Origin of the sequence: Paenibacillus piri, assembly GCF_004354045.1 — a bacterium.
GTDB lineage: Bacteria > Bacillota > Bacilli > Paenibacillales > NBRC-103111 > Paenibacillus_S > Paenibacillus_S piri.
In genome coordinates this window covers 66,765-84,156 of record NZ_SMRT01000010.1, presented here as the reverse complement: position 1 = coordinate 84,156, position 17,392 = coordinate 66,765, and the positions used below count along the sequence as shown (strand labels likewise).

At 52.9% G+C, this 17,392-nt stretch carries 6 protein-coding genes and 1 pseudogene; 2 read left to right on the top strand and 5 right to left on the bottom strand.

From position 1 onward, the window contains the following. The first annotated feature begins 230 nt into the window (after window positions 1–230). A complete protein-coding gene (locus tag E1757_RS20150) occupies window positions 231–8,963 on the top strand; it encodes a cadherin-like beta sandwich domain-containing protein (protein WP_133231434.1) in 8,733 nt (2,910 codons plus the stop codon). A gap of 103 nt (window positions 8,964–9,066) precedes the next feature. Here the strand turns inward: E1757_RS20150 and E1757_RS20145 are convergent, their stop codons facing one another. Together E1757_RS20145 and E1757_RS20140 are read right to left on the bottom strand one after the other, a co-directional pair. Beyond that, a complete protein-coding gene (locus E1757_RS20145; protein WP_133231432.1) occupies window positions 9,067–12,120 on the bottom strand; it encodes a putative Ig domain-containing protein in 3,054 nt (1,017 codons plus the stop codon). Window positions 12,121–12,578: 458 nt separating this feature from the next. Next, a complete protein-coding gene (locus E1757_RS20140; protein ID WP_133231430.1) occupies window positions 12,579–13,010 on the bottom strand; it encodes a hypothetical protein in 432 nt (143 codons plus the stop codon). A gap of 682 nt (window positions 13,011–13,692) precedes the next feature. On the opposite strand from E1757_RS20140, the pseudogene E1757_RS20135 reads away from it, so the two are divergent. Further along, a pseudogene (locus tag E1757_RS20135) lies at window positions 13,693–13,917 on the top strand (sigma factor-like helix-turn-helix DNA-binding protein); the annotation flags it as partial. 180 nt (window positions 13,918–14,097) lie between these two features. Here the strand turns inward: E1757_RS20135 and E1757_RS20130 are convergent. The 3 genes from E1757_RS20130 to E1757_RS20120 form a co-directional block, all read right to left on the bottom strand. Continuing rightward, on the bottom strand, window positions 14,098–14,328 hold the full coding sequence (locus tag E1757_RS20130; RefSeq protein WP_133231428.1) for a helix-turn-helix domain-containing protein: 231 nt from the start codon (window positions 14,326–14,328) through the stop codon (window positions 14,098–14,100). 101 nt (window positions 14,329–14,429) lie between these two features. Further along, on the bottom strand, window positions 14,430–15,725 hold the full coding sequence (locus E1757_RS20125) for a sulfatase family protein (protein WP_133231426.1): 1,296 nt from the start codon (window positions 15,723–15,725) through the stop codon (window positions 14,430–14,432). Between the two features lie 21 nt (window positions 15,726–15,746). Then, window positions 15,747–17,378, bottom strand: coding sequence for an extracellular solute-binding protein (locus tag E1757_RS20120; protein WP_133231424.1), 1,632 nt, complete (start codon window positions 17,376–17,378; stop codon window positions 15,747–15,749). Window positions 17,379–17,392 lie beyond the last annotated feature (14 nt).

Genomic DNA, 17,392 nt, shown 5'->3' with positions numbered 1-17,392 from the left:
CGCTTTAACGGATCTTCATTTTGAAGGGGCTTCCCCTTGTTTGTTTATAATCTGTTTATTGCAGACGATTATAATCATTTTAAACCTGCGGATTCTATAAAATTAGACAAAAGAGAGGGCGGGAGTGTCAAATTATGCAGTATTTTCGTCTGCTTGCATGCAGGGGATAAAATGATTGTTTTTCTATTAACGCTTTTCGACAAGTGTAGTACAAATGGAGGGAAACTTAAGTGCGAAAACGGTGGAAGGTCGGACTGACCAAGCTATTGATCGCTGCGCTGCTGCTGCAGTGCGCGCCTCTCTTGCATGGGGGACCGAGTGCGGTTCAGGCAAAGGGTACAGTAACGGAACAAACATACGGAAGCGGAGCCGGCACGGTGCAGTCAAATACATATACTGTCGTTACGCCGATGGCGCAACCCATTGCGCGACAATCGATTGCACCCCAAACGATTGCATCCCAATCGATCAGCAGTAAAATAACGGATTATGTATGGGAGAAAGTGGAGACTAATTTCGCTATCCCTGCCAGACATGCCGCGGCGATGACTCACGATGAGAAAGCAGGCAATGTGGTTATGTTCGGCGGCCAAGGCAATACCGCTCTATTAAATGACACGTTCATTTGGGATGGCAGGGAGAAAACCTGGCAGGAAATGCAGCATCTTTCTTCCAAGCCTTCTCCGCGTAAAGGCGCGGTAATGGCTTATGATCCCGCCAGCAAAAAAGTGCTTCTGTTTGGCGGCGAAGGCCAGTCAGGCGTGCTTGGCGATACGTGGCTGTGGGACGGCATGAATGAAAAGTGGGAGCAAGTAAGCGGACCTGCCCCTTCGGCCCGCGGTGGAGCAATGCTTGCCTATGACGGGGAGCAGTTAGTATTGTTTGGCGGTTATACGGGCGGCGGAAGCTCCAAGACACCGCTCGGGGATACGTGGCTTTGGAATGGAACGGCATGGACGGAAGCGCATCCCGACGAGTCTCCGGACGCTGCCTACGGCGGCCAAATGGCCTATGACGGCCACACGGCTGTGCTGTATGGCGGCGATACGGGGCCGATCACTGCGACCTATGAGAGCACCGGTACTCATGAGACCAAGTCGATCACTCACGACGACGGCTCGCCGCTGTTGTGGAAGTGGGACCGCGCTGCCGGGACATGGAGCCTGGTCAATGGCCCGGAATCTTACGGCCGTTGGGGCCAGGCTATGGCTTATGACGGACGCCGCGTTGTATTCTTTAGCGGGGAAAGGGACTATGTCCACATGTTTAATGCCGTATTGGTGAAGGGCCTGAAATTGCCTTCGACCACGTATCCGCTAATGGCAAACCACTTGGCATACGGCTGGACAGGCAGTGCATGGGAAACCTATCCGCGCACAGTATCCATGGAAACGGTCTATCAAAGCGATACTGATGCCTCGGGCAAAGTATATCAGGTCCAAACGGTACCGCATAAGCTGCCTTTTCCGCTCAGCTATGCGAGCATGGCGTTTGACGGCAAAAATTTCGTCATATTTGGCGGAGACCGCAGCCAGATTAGTATTATGGACAAGCCTTTCGGCTCCGTAGTCGGCAATATGCCCGCAGGCAATGTGAACGAAACCTGGATCTTCGGCTATACGCCGCCGACGGCACCGGGCGTCAAGTTCGATGTGGAACCGGTGATCAATTATGACCCGCAGCATACGAACGATACCGTCAGTGTCATCGCGAATGTTTATGACGATGGCACAAGAACCGTCACTTCGCGGGGAGTGGAGTACCGCAAGACAGGGGACAGCCCCTGGACCAAGGTGCCTGACAACTCGCAAGGAACAGGCTCTTTTACCGTCACCATAACAGGTCTGACCTGGCAGCAGGACTACGAATACCGGGGTTACGCCGTCAATGAGATCGGCACCAGCTATACCGAAATCAAGAGCTTCGCGATGAAGGACGATCCGAACATGACGCCTCCGGATGTCAAGTACGATCGGGTCGGCGCATCGGCTCTGCACGTAAAGGACAAGAAGCGGCTGGTTGCTGTCGGCACAGGCGTCACCAATTTGCTGCGCAAGCCATTGGAGGGCATTCATTACTTCCTGCAGGGCCAGAACGGCACGCAATATCCGCTGACTTACAATATTTTAAACGATCGTCAGTTGGAGCTGACATGGAAAGAGGAATTGCCGCCGGGCAAATATGATATACATCTGGAGCATGCCTATTATAACCCTTATGTATATGCGGAAGGGCTGTTGTTGACGGCGCTAGACTTCTACAAGCCGCGCAACTTCGCCCGTGTGGAAGTGCCGAGCACGTCCGCAAGCAACGAAGTAAACAGCTTGGTGCTGCAAGGGCCTTTTACGGAAGACCCGTCGGAGCCGAATGTATTCGTGCTTAACGATACGTCCGAACCCGTGGCGATCAACGATTCGGTCATGTTCAAGGGCAGCCGTCTTGTCGTGGACAAGGAAAAGGACAAGGCTACAGGCAAGACCACGATTAGCGGAGAGGGCCGTCTATATATGAACGGCGGGGGGGAGCTCGGAACGAATGTGTCCTACACGATTCAGGATGGGCCTTTCACGATCTCGTCGGACAACTTCTCCATCGCCTTGAACAGCAGCGAAGCGACCGATTATATGAATATCGGCATACCGGTCAAGGCGAGCTCGCTTGTTTTTGCCAAGGACGGCTTGCGTCTGACCGGCGACCTTGAGGTCGGCTTGCAGTTAGGAAATCAAAAGATTTCAAGCTCCGTACCGATTGAAGAGCTGAAATTTCGCAATAACCGCTTTGATCTGACCGGCACATATACGATGAACAACAAATTCAAGATGGGGCCGTTTAACGCAAGCGACACCAAATTTGTCGTGGATAGCCGCATTCCATATATCGGCGTTCAGGGCACGGGCAGCTTGCCCGATACCGATCTTAGCTTCGATCTGAACATGAAGACCAAGCAGGGACGTCTTGATGGCGTAAACTTCGGTATGTACCGCAAGACGAAGCTTGCTTCGACAGGCCTTAAGGTCAATTATTTGTTCGGCAGCGTGGACAATCTGGCGGAAAAAACGCAAGTTCCCCAGAAGTTCGGCGTCACAGGCTCGGTACTGGATGTAATCGTGCCTGAGCTTAAGCACCCGCAGGCTAATTACAAGTTCAATCTGATCGGAACCGATTCGATAAATATGGATATATCCAACTACGGCTTTAGCGCCAGCGGGATCGAGTATTATTACTGGCTGCCTGTGAATAACATGAACATGCAGACGGTGGTTAACCCGACAACGGCCGGAATTCAAGGGTTTTCTTCCCCCGGCTTTGCCTCGAAGGGCGAGATTAACCTGTATGATATGGTGAAGGGAGCCATTGCTACTTATTCCTTCAATAAAAAAGGATTTAACGGGGCGATCAAAGGAACCGTATATGTTCCAAAAGGCATTCCGCGCATCGGCGGGGCTACGGTCAAAAATGTGGCGATGAGCGTGAATGAAACCGGTATATACGGCTCTTTCAAGCATAACGGGATCGGCGCCAATGTGAAGTATACGTTTAACAACAACACGATTTTGTTTGAGGTGGAAGCGGAGCCGCCGAAGAAGTCGTGGTGGGAAAAGGGTCTGGACTTCGTTAACAACATTTCCGACTTTATGGACGCAGCCGAGCCATGGCTGGATTTGGCGGAGGAACTGTTCCTGATGAAGCCGGATTCGCGCAAGCTGGTCAACATCGCTTCTGCCGATACGATGAAAAGGGTATTTGATTTGACGCCGGTAAGTTTGTCCTTCCAACCGGAGGCTAATGTGCAAACGGACGTCAAGGCGCGAATTGTCGACGGACAGCTTACTGCGCTGGATCGGACGCCGCTGATGACAACGGAGACCAACGCTTCGAGCGGACAGCTTACCGCCGGATTTGCGGTGGAACGTTCTTATAACGCGCTTATTACGTTGACGGGCGATCAGCGGGGTGCCGTGTTGACCGCTCCTGTCGCTTCCGGTCAGAAGACCGGAGAAGTCGTGCAGCCGGAAACGTTCTATGACGCTGCTAGCGATACAACCTTTATGCGCGTGCCGCTGTATTCAGGAAACTGGAAGCTTGCGACGAATGGCAGCAGCCGCATCCGTGTATATGAACTGCTGTTTGCGAGCCAATCGCTGACGCCTGGTGCATTAGCGGCGCTATGGGTGCAAGCGACTGAGCGGACGGTCACCTCGCTTACCAAGGTGGAGCGCGGAGCTTATGTACTGAAGGTCGGTGCATCGCAGGGCGAGGTCATTGTCTACAAGCCGGACGGACGTCCTTACGGCCTGCAGACGGCTCAGAATCAGCCGGATTGGAACGCCTACCGCGATACAAACGGCAATTTGTATGCGAAGCTCGATGCGGTGGAGGCGGGAACCTGGATCGTCAGCGCCGGTGCCAGCCCGACGGCAGCATTGAACATCGTACCGTCACAGACAACGATCGGCGATGTCGTACAATGGGTGCAAGCACAAGCATACCCTACGGTATTTCCAATGAGCCCCACGGACAACGGTCAGGCCATTGTCGAAATTTACGGGGCGGACGCGCAGACGAAGCTGTATGCGCCAAGCGGCGAGCTTTATACCTTGCAGCTTAATCCGAATCAGCCCGGCATGAATGCCATTTATGACGAAGCGCAGCAGAAGCTGACCATTTTGCTTAACGAGGCCGATTTGAACGGACAGTGGAAGGCAGTGGGCAGCGGCTTTACCAGCGTTGTCGCCTACAAATCCAGCAAAAAGTTCAAATCGATCAAACCGCTGCTGATGGAAGGCCGCTTTTCCAAGTACTTCGAATTGCCGGAGAATGGAAATTATATGCTGGCGGTCAGCGGGGGAGATGCTAACACGGTGATTACTGCCCCGGACGGCTCGCCATATACTTTGAACTTTGACGCTCCAAACGGCAACGCCTACGTGCAGCCGGCGGCAGACCGGATGCCAAGCGCAAGCGCGGGCGGGGATCCGCTGCAGCAGACGCAGATTGACACGCCAAGCCCTGCGCAGGACGGAAAGGATATGCTTTACGTCTCGCTGCTGGACGCGCCTGCAGGCAAATGGAAGATCCAAAATGCGAAAAAGATTGACCTGCAAATCCAGAAGCTGATCCCGCTGCCTGCTATCAAGGCGTCCGTATCGCCTGTTTCCGGCGCGGAAAACCGTATTCAAGCGACGTGGTCGATGGAAAATGCCGCGCCTGATGCGGAAGTGACCATTATGCTGACGGACAGCGCCGACCAAAGCATTGGAGAAGCGATTGCCGAAGGCCAGCCGGCTTCCGGCAGCGCGACCATCGATATCCCGGCTTCAACGATGCCCGGAACTTATTACTTGTCCGTGGCGGGCGCGAGCGCCGGCAAAGCGCCGGTGTACTCGATAGCAGAAGGAACGGTTGAGGTAACCGCTCCATATACGCTTCATGCGCCTGAGCGGCTTGAAGCGGTCTCTACAGGCAACGGGGAAGTATCGCTGCGTTTTGCTTCCATACCGGGATCTGTGACGGCGTATCGGGTTTGGGTCGGCGGAGGCGCGAGCGGTCAAGCTGCCGCACCGATCATGGACTTTACCCCGCAGCCGGGAGAGTGGCAGTATGCGGCAGTTTCCGGCTTGTCGGCCGGAGCTTCCTACACCTTTGCCGCATCGGCTATCGGACAAGAACAGGGACGTATCGTATTAAGTCCACGGTCCGCAAGCATGACCTCGGAGCTTCCTGTTCCTCAACCGGCCGTTTTGACGGTATCGCTTGACGCAGGCTCGCGTGCGGTCAGCGAGCGTACCTATACGGCATTGGACGGAAATGAGGAAACGCTGCTGCTTACGGCGGCTGAGCAGGCTTTCTTGAAGGTCACCGCGAATCAAAGCGCGACGCTGGCTCTGTCCGTCAACGGGCAACGGCTTGGCAGCCAGCAAGTACCGGCTGGCGGGACTTATGCGTTTGCGCTTCATGATCTGCTAAACGTAAGCGTGCTGAAAGAGCGGGAATACAGTCTGCTGATCGAGGCGGTCAATGAACGCGGCGATCGCAGCATGGCGTATCGCAAGCTGTTTGTCGATCGTACCGGTCCGATGCTTATCGTATCCGGGGGCAATGATGCGCAGGGCAAGCCGATTGCGTTGAACGGTACGATTACCAATGACAGCAAGATTTATTTAACCGGCCAAACGGATGCCGGAGCGAAGCTTGTTATTAACGGAATAAACGTTCCCCTCGATGACAATGGACGTTTCGTCTATTACGCTCCGCTCGATTGGGCAACGCAGGCGGATCGGAACCAGCTTAAGATTACGGCATCCGACGGGATCGGCAACAAGACGGAGTATGGCTTCGAGGTGCTGCGGGACGGGGCGGGCACGACATCGGCGTATCCTGGCGACCTTGCCGCACTGACGACGGGGAATGCGAAGATGAACACGCCTTACGTATTCGGCACGACCTCGTATCAAGCATTGGCTAACTCGGATAAGGTTCGCGTCTATGCGGTTCCGATGGTTGCTTCGTCCGCGGTGACTGTCGACGGACAGGCGCTTTCGGAAGGCGGCTACGCGGATGTGGAGGTGCCTGCGGCCGGACGTACCGTGCAAATACGGGTTCATCCCGACAACGCGGCAGATAAGCTGTACACCTTGAAAATTGACGGATCGCTCTCCAGCGTTGCTGTATTGCAAACGTTGAAGCTGAATAACGCCACTGCTTCGCAAACGGGCGAAGAGATCGCCGCACCGGCCTTTACAGGGACGGAACAAAGCTATACCGTTTATGTAGGCAATTCGGTGGACAGCGTTACCTTGACGCCTGGCGCCCTGAAGACGGGATCCGGCATTAAGGTTAAGGGTCAAGCCGTTCAGAACGGACAAGCTTCCCAATCGATTCAGCTGCAAGTAGGCGAGAATCAAATTCCTGTGGCCGTTACTTCACCGGACAGCACGGAAACGCGCAGCTATCAGGTAGCCGTATGGCGGGAAGCGAGCAGTAACGCGCGGCTGCAGCAGTTAGGGCTGGCTGCGGACGGAGCGGAACTGGTGTCCGCTTTTGATCCGGCCACATTGAATTATCAGGCGTTTGTGCCTTATGCGACTGAAGCCTTTACGCTTCTGCCTGTCGCGGAGCAGTCTGATGCAACGATTCGCATCGACGGCCGAGCCGTGACGAACGGTTCCGCCCTATCGATTCCATTTACCAAGGATAAACAAACATTTGCGATCGAAGTAAGCGCCCAGGACGGCAGCACCGTACTCACGTACACCGTTTCTTTGCTGCGCAAGCAGCCGTCGCCTGCACAGCCGCCTTTGTTGGCGAGCTTGCAAGTGGATACGATCCTGGATAGTGCTTTCAATCCTTACAAGCTTAAATATGGCACCACCCAAACGACGACTAGCAGTAAAACGACAGTCACGGCGATTGCCAATGATCCGCAAGCTGCAGTGACGGTAGGCGGCGTATCGATAAAAGGCGGCGGCAGCTTCATGCCCGATCTCGATGTGGGGGATAATACCGTTATCGTAAGAGTCGAGTCCGCTAATTTAACCGCATCGCAAACTTACTCCGTCGATGTGAAGCGTGTGCGGCCAGGTTCTAAGAAGCCGGAGACGGGGAACGTACGTCAAACGACGATCTCAGGCAGCTCCGGAGGCTGGACGGATCAAACCTCAATCGTTCGGTCCGTCGCGGAAGGCGGAAGAATTATCGATACGGTACAGCTGGATGCGGAAAAAGTGCGCGCCATACTGGAAAAAGCTGTTCAGAACAAGGACAGCGTCGCTCGTATTTATGTGACCGACGTGCCTGATGCGCCTGCGGATGAGCGGATTGTAAGCTTGAGTGCCGATTCTGTGAGCTTGCTTGCAGATGGCGGCATGTCGCTGCAAATCGTGATGCCCGATGCGCAGATCACGTTGCCGGCAGCTTCGCTGCAGCAGCTTGGTAAAGACGGTAAAGATGCTTATTTCCGGGTTGTTCCGATTCGCGACAATGCCGAACGCAGCGAGGTTGCATCGCGCGTTCAGGCCGCCGAGCTTGTACGAAACGCGGCAGGAGGTCAATCGGTTGCCGTGATCGGCCAACCGCTCAAAATTGAAACGAATTACTCCGGGTACACGACAGAGGTTATGTTCCCGCTGAATAACTTGACGCTGCCTGAAAATGAGGCGGCCGCCAAGCAAATTTTGTCGGAGCTGGCTGTATATATTGAGCACAGCGACGGCGACAAGGCGCTTTCGCAAGGAGAAATCCGTTATGATGCGGAAGGCAAGCTGGCCGGTATTGCTATACAAATCGATAAGTTCAGCACTTTTACAGTCATTCAGAAACATGGAGCCGATGTGTTGAAGGTGCTGGAGCCTTATTTGTCCGGCTATCCGGACGGCACCTTCCGTCCATCGCAAGCGATCACGCGTGCGGAGTTGGCGATGATTCTGGATCGCATTGGAGTACGCAGCTCCGCAAGCGAAACGGCTTCGTCGCAGGCGGCAAGCTTCCCTGATGCTGCTGCAGGACATTGGGCGGCGGAAGCCATCGCCCGCGTGCAGCGCTCGGGACTGATGCTTGGCGATAACAACGGGCTGTTCCGTCCCGAAGATGCCGTGACCCGCGGGGAACTGGCCAGCATCGTTGCCAGACTGCTCTCAGCAGCCGTGACTGGCCAAGCGTTGACTGGCGGCGGCGAGTACAGCGATGCGCAGGGGCATTGGGCTTCCGAAGCGATCAAACAAGCTTCACAGGCCGGCATTCTGGAAGGCTATCCGGACGGCACCTTCCAGCCGGAAAACAGGCTGAACCGCGCCGAAGCGGTGAAGGTGTTGAACCGATTGTTTGAACGGCCGGCGGCAGCCGTAAAATCACCGAGTTGGCCGGATGTGCCGCAAGACCATTGGGCGATCCGGGAAATTGAGTCGGCTTCCGGCACAGTGAAGCTGTTGCCCGACGGCAGCGTATATGTAGTACCCAATCATTAAAAGCAAGATGCTTTGAACGTAAAGCCCATGAGTCTTACATGCTCATGGGCTTTCGATTTTTCTGCTTTGTTTGCCTGTTTCCGGGAAATGAGGTTTACATGTTTTAAGGATTGACCACGAAGGTAAAGCTTTGACTCGTGCTTGCCCCTTGGCTGTCCGACACCCGAAGGGTGAAGGAGTAAGTCCCCGCCGTAGTCGGCGTGCCCGAGAAAATCCCCGTCGACGAGAACGCTATCCCTACCGGCAGAGAACCGCCTAACAGGGAGTAGGTTCGCGTTCCGATCCCGCCCGAGGTTTCGATCGTCAGAGCGGTGTAAGCGACGCCTGCCTTCCCGCTCGGCAAGCTGGTCGTGACGAACTTAAGCGGTTCGGGCGGATCGATGACGACCGAGAGTGCTTGCTCGGCGCTTGCCCCTTGGTTATCCGATACCCGAAGGGTGAAGGAATAAGTCCCCGGCGTAGTCGGCGTACCCGAGAAAATCCCCATCGACGAGAATGCCATCCCTACCGGCAAAAAGCCGCCTTTCAGGGAGTAAGTCCGCGTTCCGATCCCGCCCGAGGTTTCGATCGTCAGAGCGGCGTAAGCGACGCCCGCCTTCCCGCTCGGCAAGCTGGTCGTGACGAACTTAAGCGGTTCGGGCGGATCGATGACGACCGAGAAGGCTTGCTCGGCGCTTGCCCCTTGGTTATCCGATACCCGAAGGATGAAGGAGTAAGTCCCCGCCGTAGTCGGCGTGCCCGAGAAAATCCCCATCGACGAGAATGCCATCCCTACCGGCAAAAGACCGCCTTTCAGGGAGTAAGTCCGCGTTCCGATCCCGCCCGAGGTTTCGATCGTCAGAGCGGCGTAAGCGACGCCCGCCTTCCCGCTCGGCAAGCTGGTCGTGACGAACTTAAGCGGTTCGGGCGGATCGATGACGACCGAGAAGGCTTGCTCGGCACTTGCCGATTGGCTGTCCGATACCCGAAGGATGAAGGAGTAAGTCCCCGCCGTAGTCGGCGTGCCCGAGAAAATTCCCATCGACGAGAACGCCATCCCTACCGGCAAAGAGCCGCCTTTCAGGGAGTAAGTCCGCGTTCCGATCCCGCCCGAGGTTTCGATCGTCAGAGCGGTGTAAGCGACGCCTACCTTCCCGCTCGGCAAGCTGGTCGTGACGAACTTAAGCGGTTCGGGCGGATCGATGACGACCGAGAAGGCTTGCTCGGCGCTTGCCCCTTGGTTATCCGATACCCGAAGGGTGAAGGAATAAGTCCCCGCCGTAGTCGGCGTGCCCGAGAAAATCCCCATCGACGAGAACGCCATCCCTACCGGCAAAGAGCCGCTTTTCAGGGAGTAAGTCCGCGTTCCGATCCCGCCCGAGGTTTCGATCGTCAGAGCGGTGTAAGCGGCGCCTACCTTCCCGCTCGGCAAGCTGGTCGTCACGAACTTGAGAGGAGCGACTCCGCTTGTTTTGACGCTCCCCTTCGTTGGACTCGACTGTATATTCCCGCTGCTGTCCTCCGCAACAACATAGAGATCATAGTCCGTTCCGGCAGTCAGGCCGATTAATTGGAGAACGATCTCGTCATTAGCCGCAAAAGGACTTTGCGAGAACGATATTGCATTGCCGCCGCTGCTGTTTTTGCCGGCTTTCACTTGGTCCGCAGTTGGCGAGGGCTCATTCGGGAGGACCGCAATGGCATAAAGCCGTCCTTGTTCGTCCGCCTTTGAAAGGACTTGCACAGTAGTCTCGGATTCCGCGGCCCATTTAGGGTACGTCGGCCAAAATTTTGGCGGTGTCGTATCACTCGGCACCTTGACTTTAACGCCCCCGCCTCCGTCGCCGGGCAATACGACAATGCTGCTTGCTTGTGAGCCGTCGATCTTACCCGGCTTACGTTCGAAACTGGAACCCGCTGCGCCCGAATTTAACGTTGCAGTATCAATCGTGCCTAGCCCGGATATCGAAACAACGGAATCCAGCACGAGATGCGAGATCGTCGCATCTTTGCCGACCGCTCCATTGGAGCCGCCGGAATCGCTGCCGTAAGTCACCGTCTGAAACGTGCCTTGCTCGAGCTGCAGCTTAACCCCGGACGCATCCACGGCAACGGATTCGAAGGCACCCATGAGTTCGGCAACGGAGCCTCTCGGCATTTCCTTCGCCAAGCTCACCTCATGAAAACCGCCTCCGGTCGATAGCCTCTCTTCCAAAGCGGCACTTGAACATAAAGCGGTTCGGTGAATATCTGTACGGCCTTCCGCCGCGATACGAACGGAACCGTTTTTCATGCAGACCTGTAAGCTATCAAGTGAGGAGTCGACGATACTGACCCGGCTTACGCCGCTGTATACGTATGTTTTACCGCGCACGATCACATTCTGGAGGGTGACATTCCCGTCGACGTCAGCCCCGTCAATGATAAAATCGCCAAGAATCAGCATATTTTGAAGCGTAATGCCGGATGAGGCTGCGGTAACGCTTCCCACGATCGAAGGTACGCCGGATGCGGTTCCGTACACCCCTGTCTTATCGTAGGTTTTCGTACGTACTTTCTTCGCATATTGCATGGCGTTGTTCAAGACAACGACGGCTTCCGCCCTCGTAATCTTATTCTCAGGCCGAAACATGCCGTCAGGGTAACCGGTCAATATGCCTTCGACCGCAAGCGCGCCGATTGAGGCTTTGCTCCAACCAGCAAAACCCGCCGCATCTTTGAACTTCGAGACGTCGTTTCCGCCCAAATCCAACTGCAACAAAGTGTTTACCATAAAAGCAACTTCTTCCCGGCTTACGGCGGAATTGGGGCGAACCGTGCCGTCTTCATAACCCTTCACATAACCGGCATGGAGGGCGATAGCGATTTGACCGTATGTCCAGTCGCCGGGATGAAGGTCGGGAAATGAAATATCGGCATGTACCGACAAACCGAGCACCCGATTCACCAGCGTAATAAATTCCGCTCGCGAAATGTTCGTGTCCGGCCGGAATGTTTCATCCGGATAGCCACGAATCCATTCGTTCGCCCACCACTCCTGCAGTACATTCGAAGCCCATGAAGATTTTAAATCGGCAGGAATTTCTTCCTTCACTTCTGCGAGTACCGCATGGAATGAAGCCAAAATCAAACACATCGATAGCGTCACAACGAGTGCTCTTCGGATTAAATAAACCATAATCGCGTCCTCTCCCTAAATAATTCATCCTATTGGTAACTCGCCCTTTATAGAATCTGGTTGCTGTAACTTTCGCACTTCACAGGCAGCATTTCAAAAATCACGTTAGACAAGGAGCACTGTTTTAGTACTTACCTGTAAATATTGGACATAAAGATTGAAATTTCCTGCACAGCCAAACCGTCACGACCTGGTAAAATAATGGGATGACCGGCCCAGGTTTTGGAGCCAGCAAAGCTCCGATACCGGCTGCGATTCAAACCGTACTTGCGTTTCAGCAAACTTTTTTTGACTTCACCTGCAGCACGTCCGATTTTAATGAGTTTGGAAGATGAAAGGGGTAATTCCGCACATAAAAAAAGCCCTAAAATTATAAAATCTTAGGGCTTCTTTGAACCAGTATGAATGATTATGTTAACTCTATTTGTATGCGACGCAAATAAGGAAAATCCGTCTGTTCACCTCCCAGCTCCTCCATAAAGTAAATCTGATGTTAAAAAGACTCCAACAGGAGGCAGGGCATTATTAATAATGGGAGATCCGGTGAGACTTGTATCGGTTGTAGCAATCCAAGTTCCAAACTCACCTGCTTGTAAAGAGGGAGGCTTCATATTAATCCGTCCACTTAAAGTAAAATGTCGAATTCTAATCGAGGGATCATCAAATATAGTTAAATTACCAGAATACGAGGCATAAGGTGATTCGAGGCTTATTTGTTGAGTGCTTTCATCCCAAAATCCATTAATTGGAATATCCCTGCCACGAAAATTAACTGTACCAGTTATTCTGTTATCTGTAACAGAGCTGATGTTGAATGTGCCATAAACGACGGGTCTACCACCTACAGAAGCGTGGATACCCCACCGTGAAGGGAACGGTATACTAATCATGTTGATCTTCTCCTTATATTTAAAATATGAGAAACACAAATGAGACTTGATAAGCTTTATAGCTGATATTGGAATGATGGATAAGCAGGGGGATGAGGCGGCGGTGGGGATGGCAAAAATGTCATTTGATTCCACTCCTTCAAGTAGATACTCACCAAATTAAATTAAAGCGTATTTCATGATACGTAGGTGAATAACTAATTGATTGTGCAGATGCCTAATTGCCGGATAGAGGAGGTTCGCCTAAGCTGATCTAAAAATAAACAGTAAATTTCGGAACGTTTTATAGATACGATGCACTGCATACAAAGAAACATAACTTTGCTAGGCGAGCAATAAGTTTAATATCATTTCCGGCTCAAAACCAAAACTAGTGCCTGACGATCTAAAGCAAGGTCAAAAATGGAAAAACATCCGCACATCCTGTATTGTTGAAAATCCTACCCAACAACTAAAAGGATGAAACAGATGCAGAACCCGTATATCAAGGAAATGCTCAACTTACCAGAGCTTCAAATCCAACAGATTCTGTCGGTTGGCGCAAATGAAATTCATATCGAGGCTACTCCAGTAGCCCACAAAGCAAGGCTGTCCACTTTGTCAAAACGATGAATGGATCATACGCAAAGGAACAAATCATCCACGTATCGTCAGGCATCTTCTGGATTTCGAAACTAAGGTGATCCAATTGAAAATTGAGAAAAGTAAAATTTACAGAAATTTAGATAGATTGGATGACCGGGAGAAAGAAGTTGTCGCTGGCCGGTTCGGGCTCGAAGCTAGAGGCGAGGAGCGGACGCAGCGGGAATTCGCAAAGGAGCTGGGCATCAGCCGTTCGTACGTCTCGCGGATTGAGAAGAGGGCGCTGATGAAGCTGTATCAGGAGTTTTATAAGGTGAAGCGATAAGAATACTATAGGTTATGCAGCCTGCTAAGAGTAGGCTGCATGTTCTTTGTCAAAGAGGAGATAAAAATGGACGAGTTACTTGAAGTTGTTGAACAAAACATTTCTCAAGTTAAAAATACAATGGTAGGAGTTTTTTTCACGCGCCTCAAAGCCGACATCCGCAGGCCGTTTATGGATCAGCTATTCAGCCAATTGTTCGTGCTGCTCTTCGTTCAGTCTTGGCGTGTTTCCAGGCGAATGCTTCATGGGAAGGACGGCTAACCCTTTTTCTTGATAGCAACGCCAGTAGCTGCTGATGGTTTGGCGAACAAGACCAAGAAAACGACTAATTTCAGCAAAGCTGCGCCCCTCCAAGTGCAATCGTACAGCTAAATAACGTTCATACAACCGTTTGTCATGTGTTTCTTTCATTGCTTTATTCAGCTTCTCAACCGTTTACTTCTCCTCTGCTGTTGCACCACGACGTGCAGCCTTGCGGACAAGTACGGCTGCACGTTGCGGATTGTTGCTTTTTATTCGTAGTCACTATCCGAAGGCGATAAACTGGTTCGTTTATTGATTCGGGCATCGGCCGGCTTCTCCAGAGGCCCTGTCAGCAGCGGATCGCTCGTCGATTCCATCCACTGTCGGAGCCGACCGCTTAGCTGTTCTACCCGATCACGCTGCTCCGGAGTAAAGGCCAAATTGTTTTGTTCGTGAGGGTCGACATACAAGTCGAACAGCAGCTCACTTTCGCGGCTCTGTTCGAATGCGCCATGTCCGGCCAAAAATGCTTTTGCAGGTCCGTCATCCATATTGGCCAGCAAATAACCATCGTAGGAGTCGAATCGCCGTATATATTTGTACCTGTCGGTCCGGATGCACCGCATAGGTTCGTAGGAGGCGTGGAAATTTACTTCTGCAAAGATGCAGTCCCGGACGCTGTCCGCCTCGCCGGACAGCAGGGGCAACAGAGACTCTCCTTGCAGCCAATCGGGTTTCGGTAAACGCAGCAGATCGCAGACGGTCGGGAACAGGTCTAGCTGTGAAACGAGCGCATCAGTTGCACCGCGGCGAAACTGTCCCTCGGGATAGTGCATCATAAGCGATACGCCAATGCCCGCATCGTACAGAGTGCACTTCATGCCCGGAAACGCAGGTCCGTGGTCGGTCGTGTAAACAACTAGCGTATTGTGCTGCATCCCCGCTTCCGCTAGCGCGTCCAGGATTACGCCTACACAGTCGTCCATAACTGAAGCGGAGGTGACATAGCCGGCCATATCCTCTCGATTTGTCCCGATGTCTGCAAGTGGTGCGGGCGGCTGCAGGAAATCCGGATCGGTATCAGGCGTAGCAGGAAGAAACGGTCTGTGCGTATGAAACATGCCGAATGCAAGAAACAGCGGCCTGGATGTATCGCGCGATTTGATATATTGCGCGGCCAAGCCGGCTCTGGCCAAATCACCGGAATGGTCGGACGAATCGGCAAGCACGCGTTCATAACCGAGCATCTTGATCTGTGGCGCTTCGTGCTGGACACCACACAACACAGTTTCGAAGCCTTGCGACCTTAAGTACGCTGACAGATGGCGGTCATAGTCGTGCAGAACAAAGCCGCGGTGCGTCAGCCCGAGCATGCCACAACTGTGCGGGGACATACCGGTGAGCAGAGCAGCCCGGCTGGGGGAGCAAGTCGGAGCGGCGCAGTAGGCATGACGGAACAGGATGCTTTCCCGTGCCAGCCGCATCAGGTTCGGCGTCGGAACTTGATAGCCGTAAGGCTGAATATATCGGCCTGTATCGTGGGAATGCATGTATATAATGTTCATCCGAGGTCACGTCCTTGAGTATCATTTTGTTTTGGGCGCATATTTTAATAGATCGGCTGTAGGAATGATCTTGCTTTTGTTTTCCTTGTACCAGTCTTTGTACCACTGCTCCACCTTCGCGCCGCCGGCTTTGTTCCACGTATCCATCGCTTCCTGATAAGCCTGGTCAACTGTATAAGCTCTGCCGCTAACGATTGCTTTTACCCACAAATCGCTAATCGGTGTCATCGCATTCGTATGGATTAGACCGATTTCTTTTGGCAGGCTGGGCATTAAGTTGATATGAGTAAAAGATGGAACTTGTCTTTCAGCCGTAATGTATGCGGCTTCGGCTTCCTCCCCAAGCCGAATGTAGTCATTCTGGATTGGGTCTGCGGGGTCAAGGCTGTATTTGTAAATTTGCAAACATTTGTCGGAAGAAATGGATAGCAGATTGTAGTAGCGATTCCAGTCTAGCTCCTGTTTGTTCTTCTCCGTGCTGACCGGCTTCGGACATCCGGAAGCGTCACTCTTCGTATGATGAACCCCTTCGATACCAAAGTTAAGCATATATTGCGTTTCCGGCTTGGCCATGAAATCGATATATTTCATGACGGCCTCCGGTTGCTTCGTATTGGCGTTTACACTGGCTGTCGGGAACAGCGGGTTGTGAAGCAACGGACTGAACTGTCCAAACGGGCTCACCGGCAACTGGATGATCGATACCTCGGCATTTGGAATGTTTTTCTTGAGCACCTGATAATTATTGAATCCGCCCGCGGTGTAGGTGTCGCCATAAATGCCGATTTTGCCGTTAACCCAATCCTGCAATGACTTTTTGCCGTCTTTGTCAGTCAGGAAATCTTTATCGACAATTCCTTCGTCAAACAAGCTTTTTTTGAACTGCACAAACGCCTTCGAACGCTCCAAGTTTAATGTGATCGTGTCGTTGGTCAGCAGCCATTGCGTATCGCCGAACATGTTCTTTAACACCGAATCGGATGCTCCGCTAAGCGCCATGCCGTACGTATCCGCCTTGCCGTTCCCGTCAGGGTCTTGCTTGGCAAAGGCACGGGCAACCTCTAACAGCTCGCCGGTCGTTTTCGGCACGGACAGATTCAGCTTCTTGAGCCAATCTGTCCGAATCATAAGCACGTGGTTCGGGTAGTAGCTTCTCGTAATGCCAATATCGTACATTTTGCCGTCATCTTTGACAGCGACTTTGCGGAACTCCGGATTATTGTCCAGAAACTGTTTGTACGTCGTACTCGATTTATTAATCAACTCGTCAAGAGGCAGCAGCAGCTTCTGCGAATAAAGATTGTTGCGAACGGGAGCATCAATGGCCATAATAATGTCCGGGGCGCTATTCGATGCGAATAAAATGTTGTATTTCTGCAAAGCTTCAGTGGCACCGCGCGGAATCGGCACGAATTCCACCTCAACCGGCCCGTTTTCGTTGATCCACTTGGTCCACCGATTGTTCTCCAGCGTCCCTTCCTCTTGGGGGACTTTATTGCTGTCGTAAAGTGCCACTTTAATTTTCGGCTTTGTTTCCGAAGTGTTCTTCTTGGGCTGCGGCCCGCTATTTTGGGTGCAGCCTGCCAGCAGTACCGCTGCAGCCAACACGGCAGCGCCGGACTTTACCATCATCTGATTAGCAAACATACTCATGGCGTGACTCCTTT

What these genes read in the sequence shown, in the direction of transcription:
- E1757_RS20145 (WP_133231432.1), bottom strand. Translation starts at nt 12,120, where the DNA reads ATGGTTTATTTAATCCGAAGAGCACTCGTTGTGACGCTATCGATGTGT.
- E1757_RS20140 (WP_133231430.1), bottom strand. Translation starts at nt 13,010, where the DNA reads ATGATTAGTATACCGTTCCCTTCACGGTGGGGTATCCACGCTTCTGTA.
- E1757_RS20130 (WP_133231428.1), bottom strand. Translation starts at nt 14,328, where the DNA reads ATGAAAGAAACACATGACAAACGGTTGTATGAACGTTATTTAGCTGTA.
- E1757_RS20125 (WP_133231426.1), bottom strand. Translation starts at nt 15,725, where the DNA reads ATGAACATTATATACATGCATTCCCACGATACAGGCCGATATATTCAG.
- E1757_RS20120 (WP_133231424.1), bottom strand. Translation starts at nt 17,378, where the DNA reads ATGAGTATGTTTGCTAATCAGATGATGGTAAAGTCCGGCGCTGCCGTG.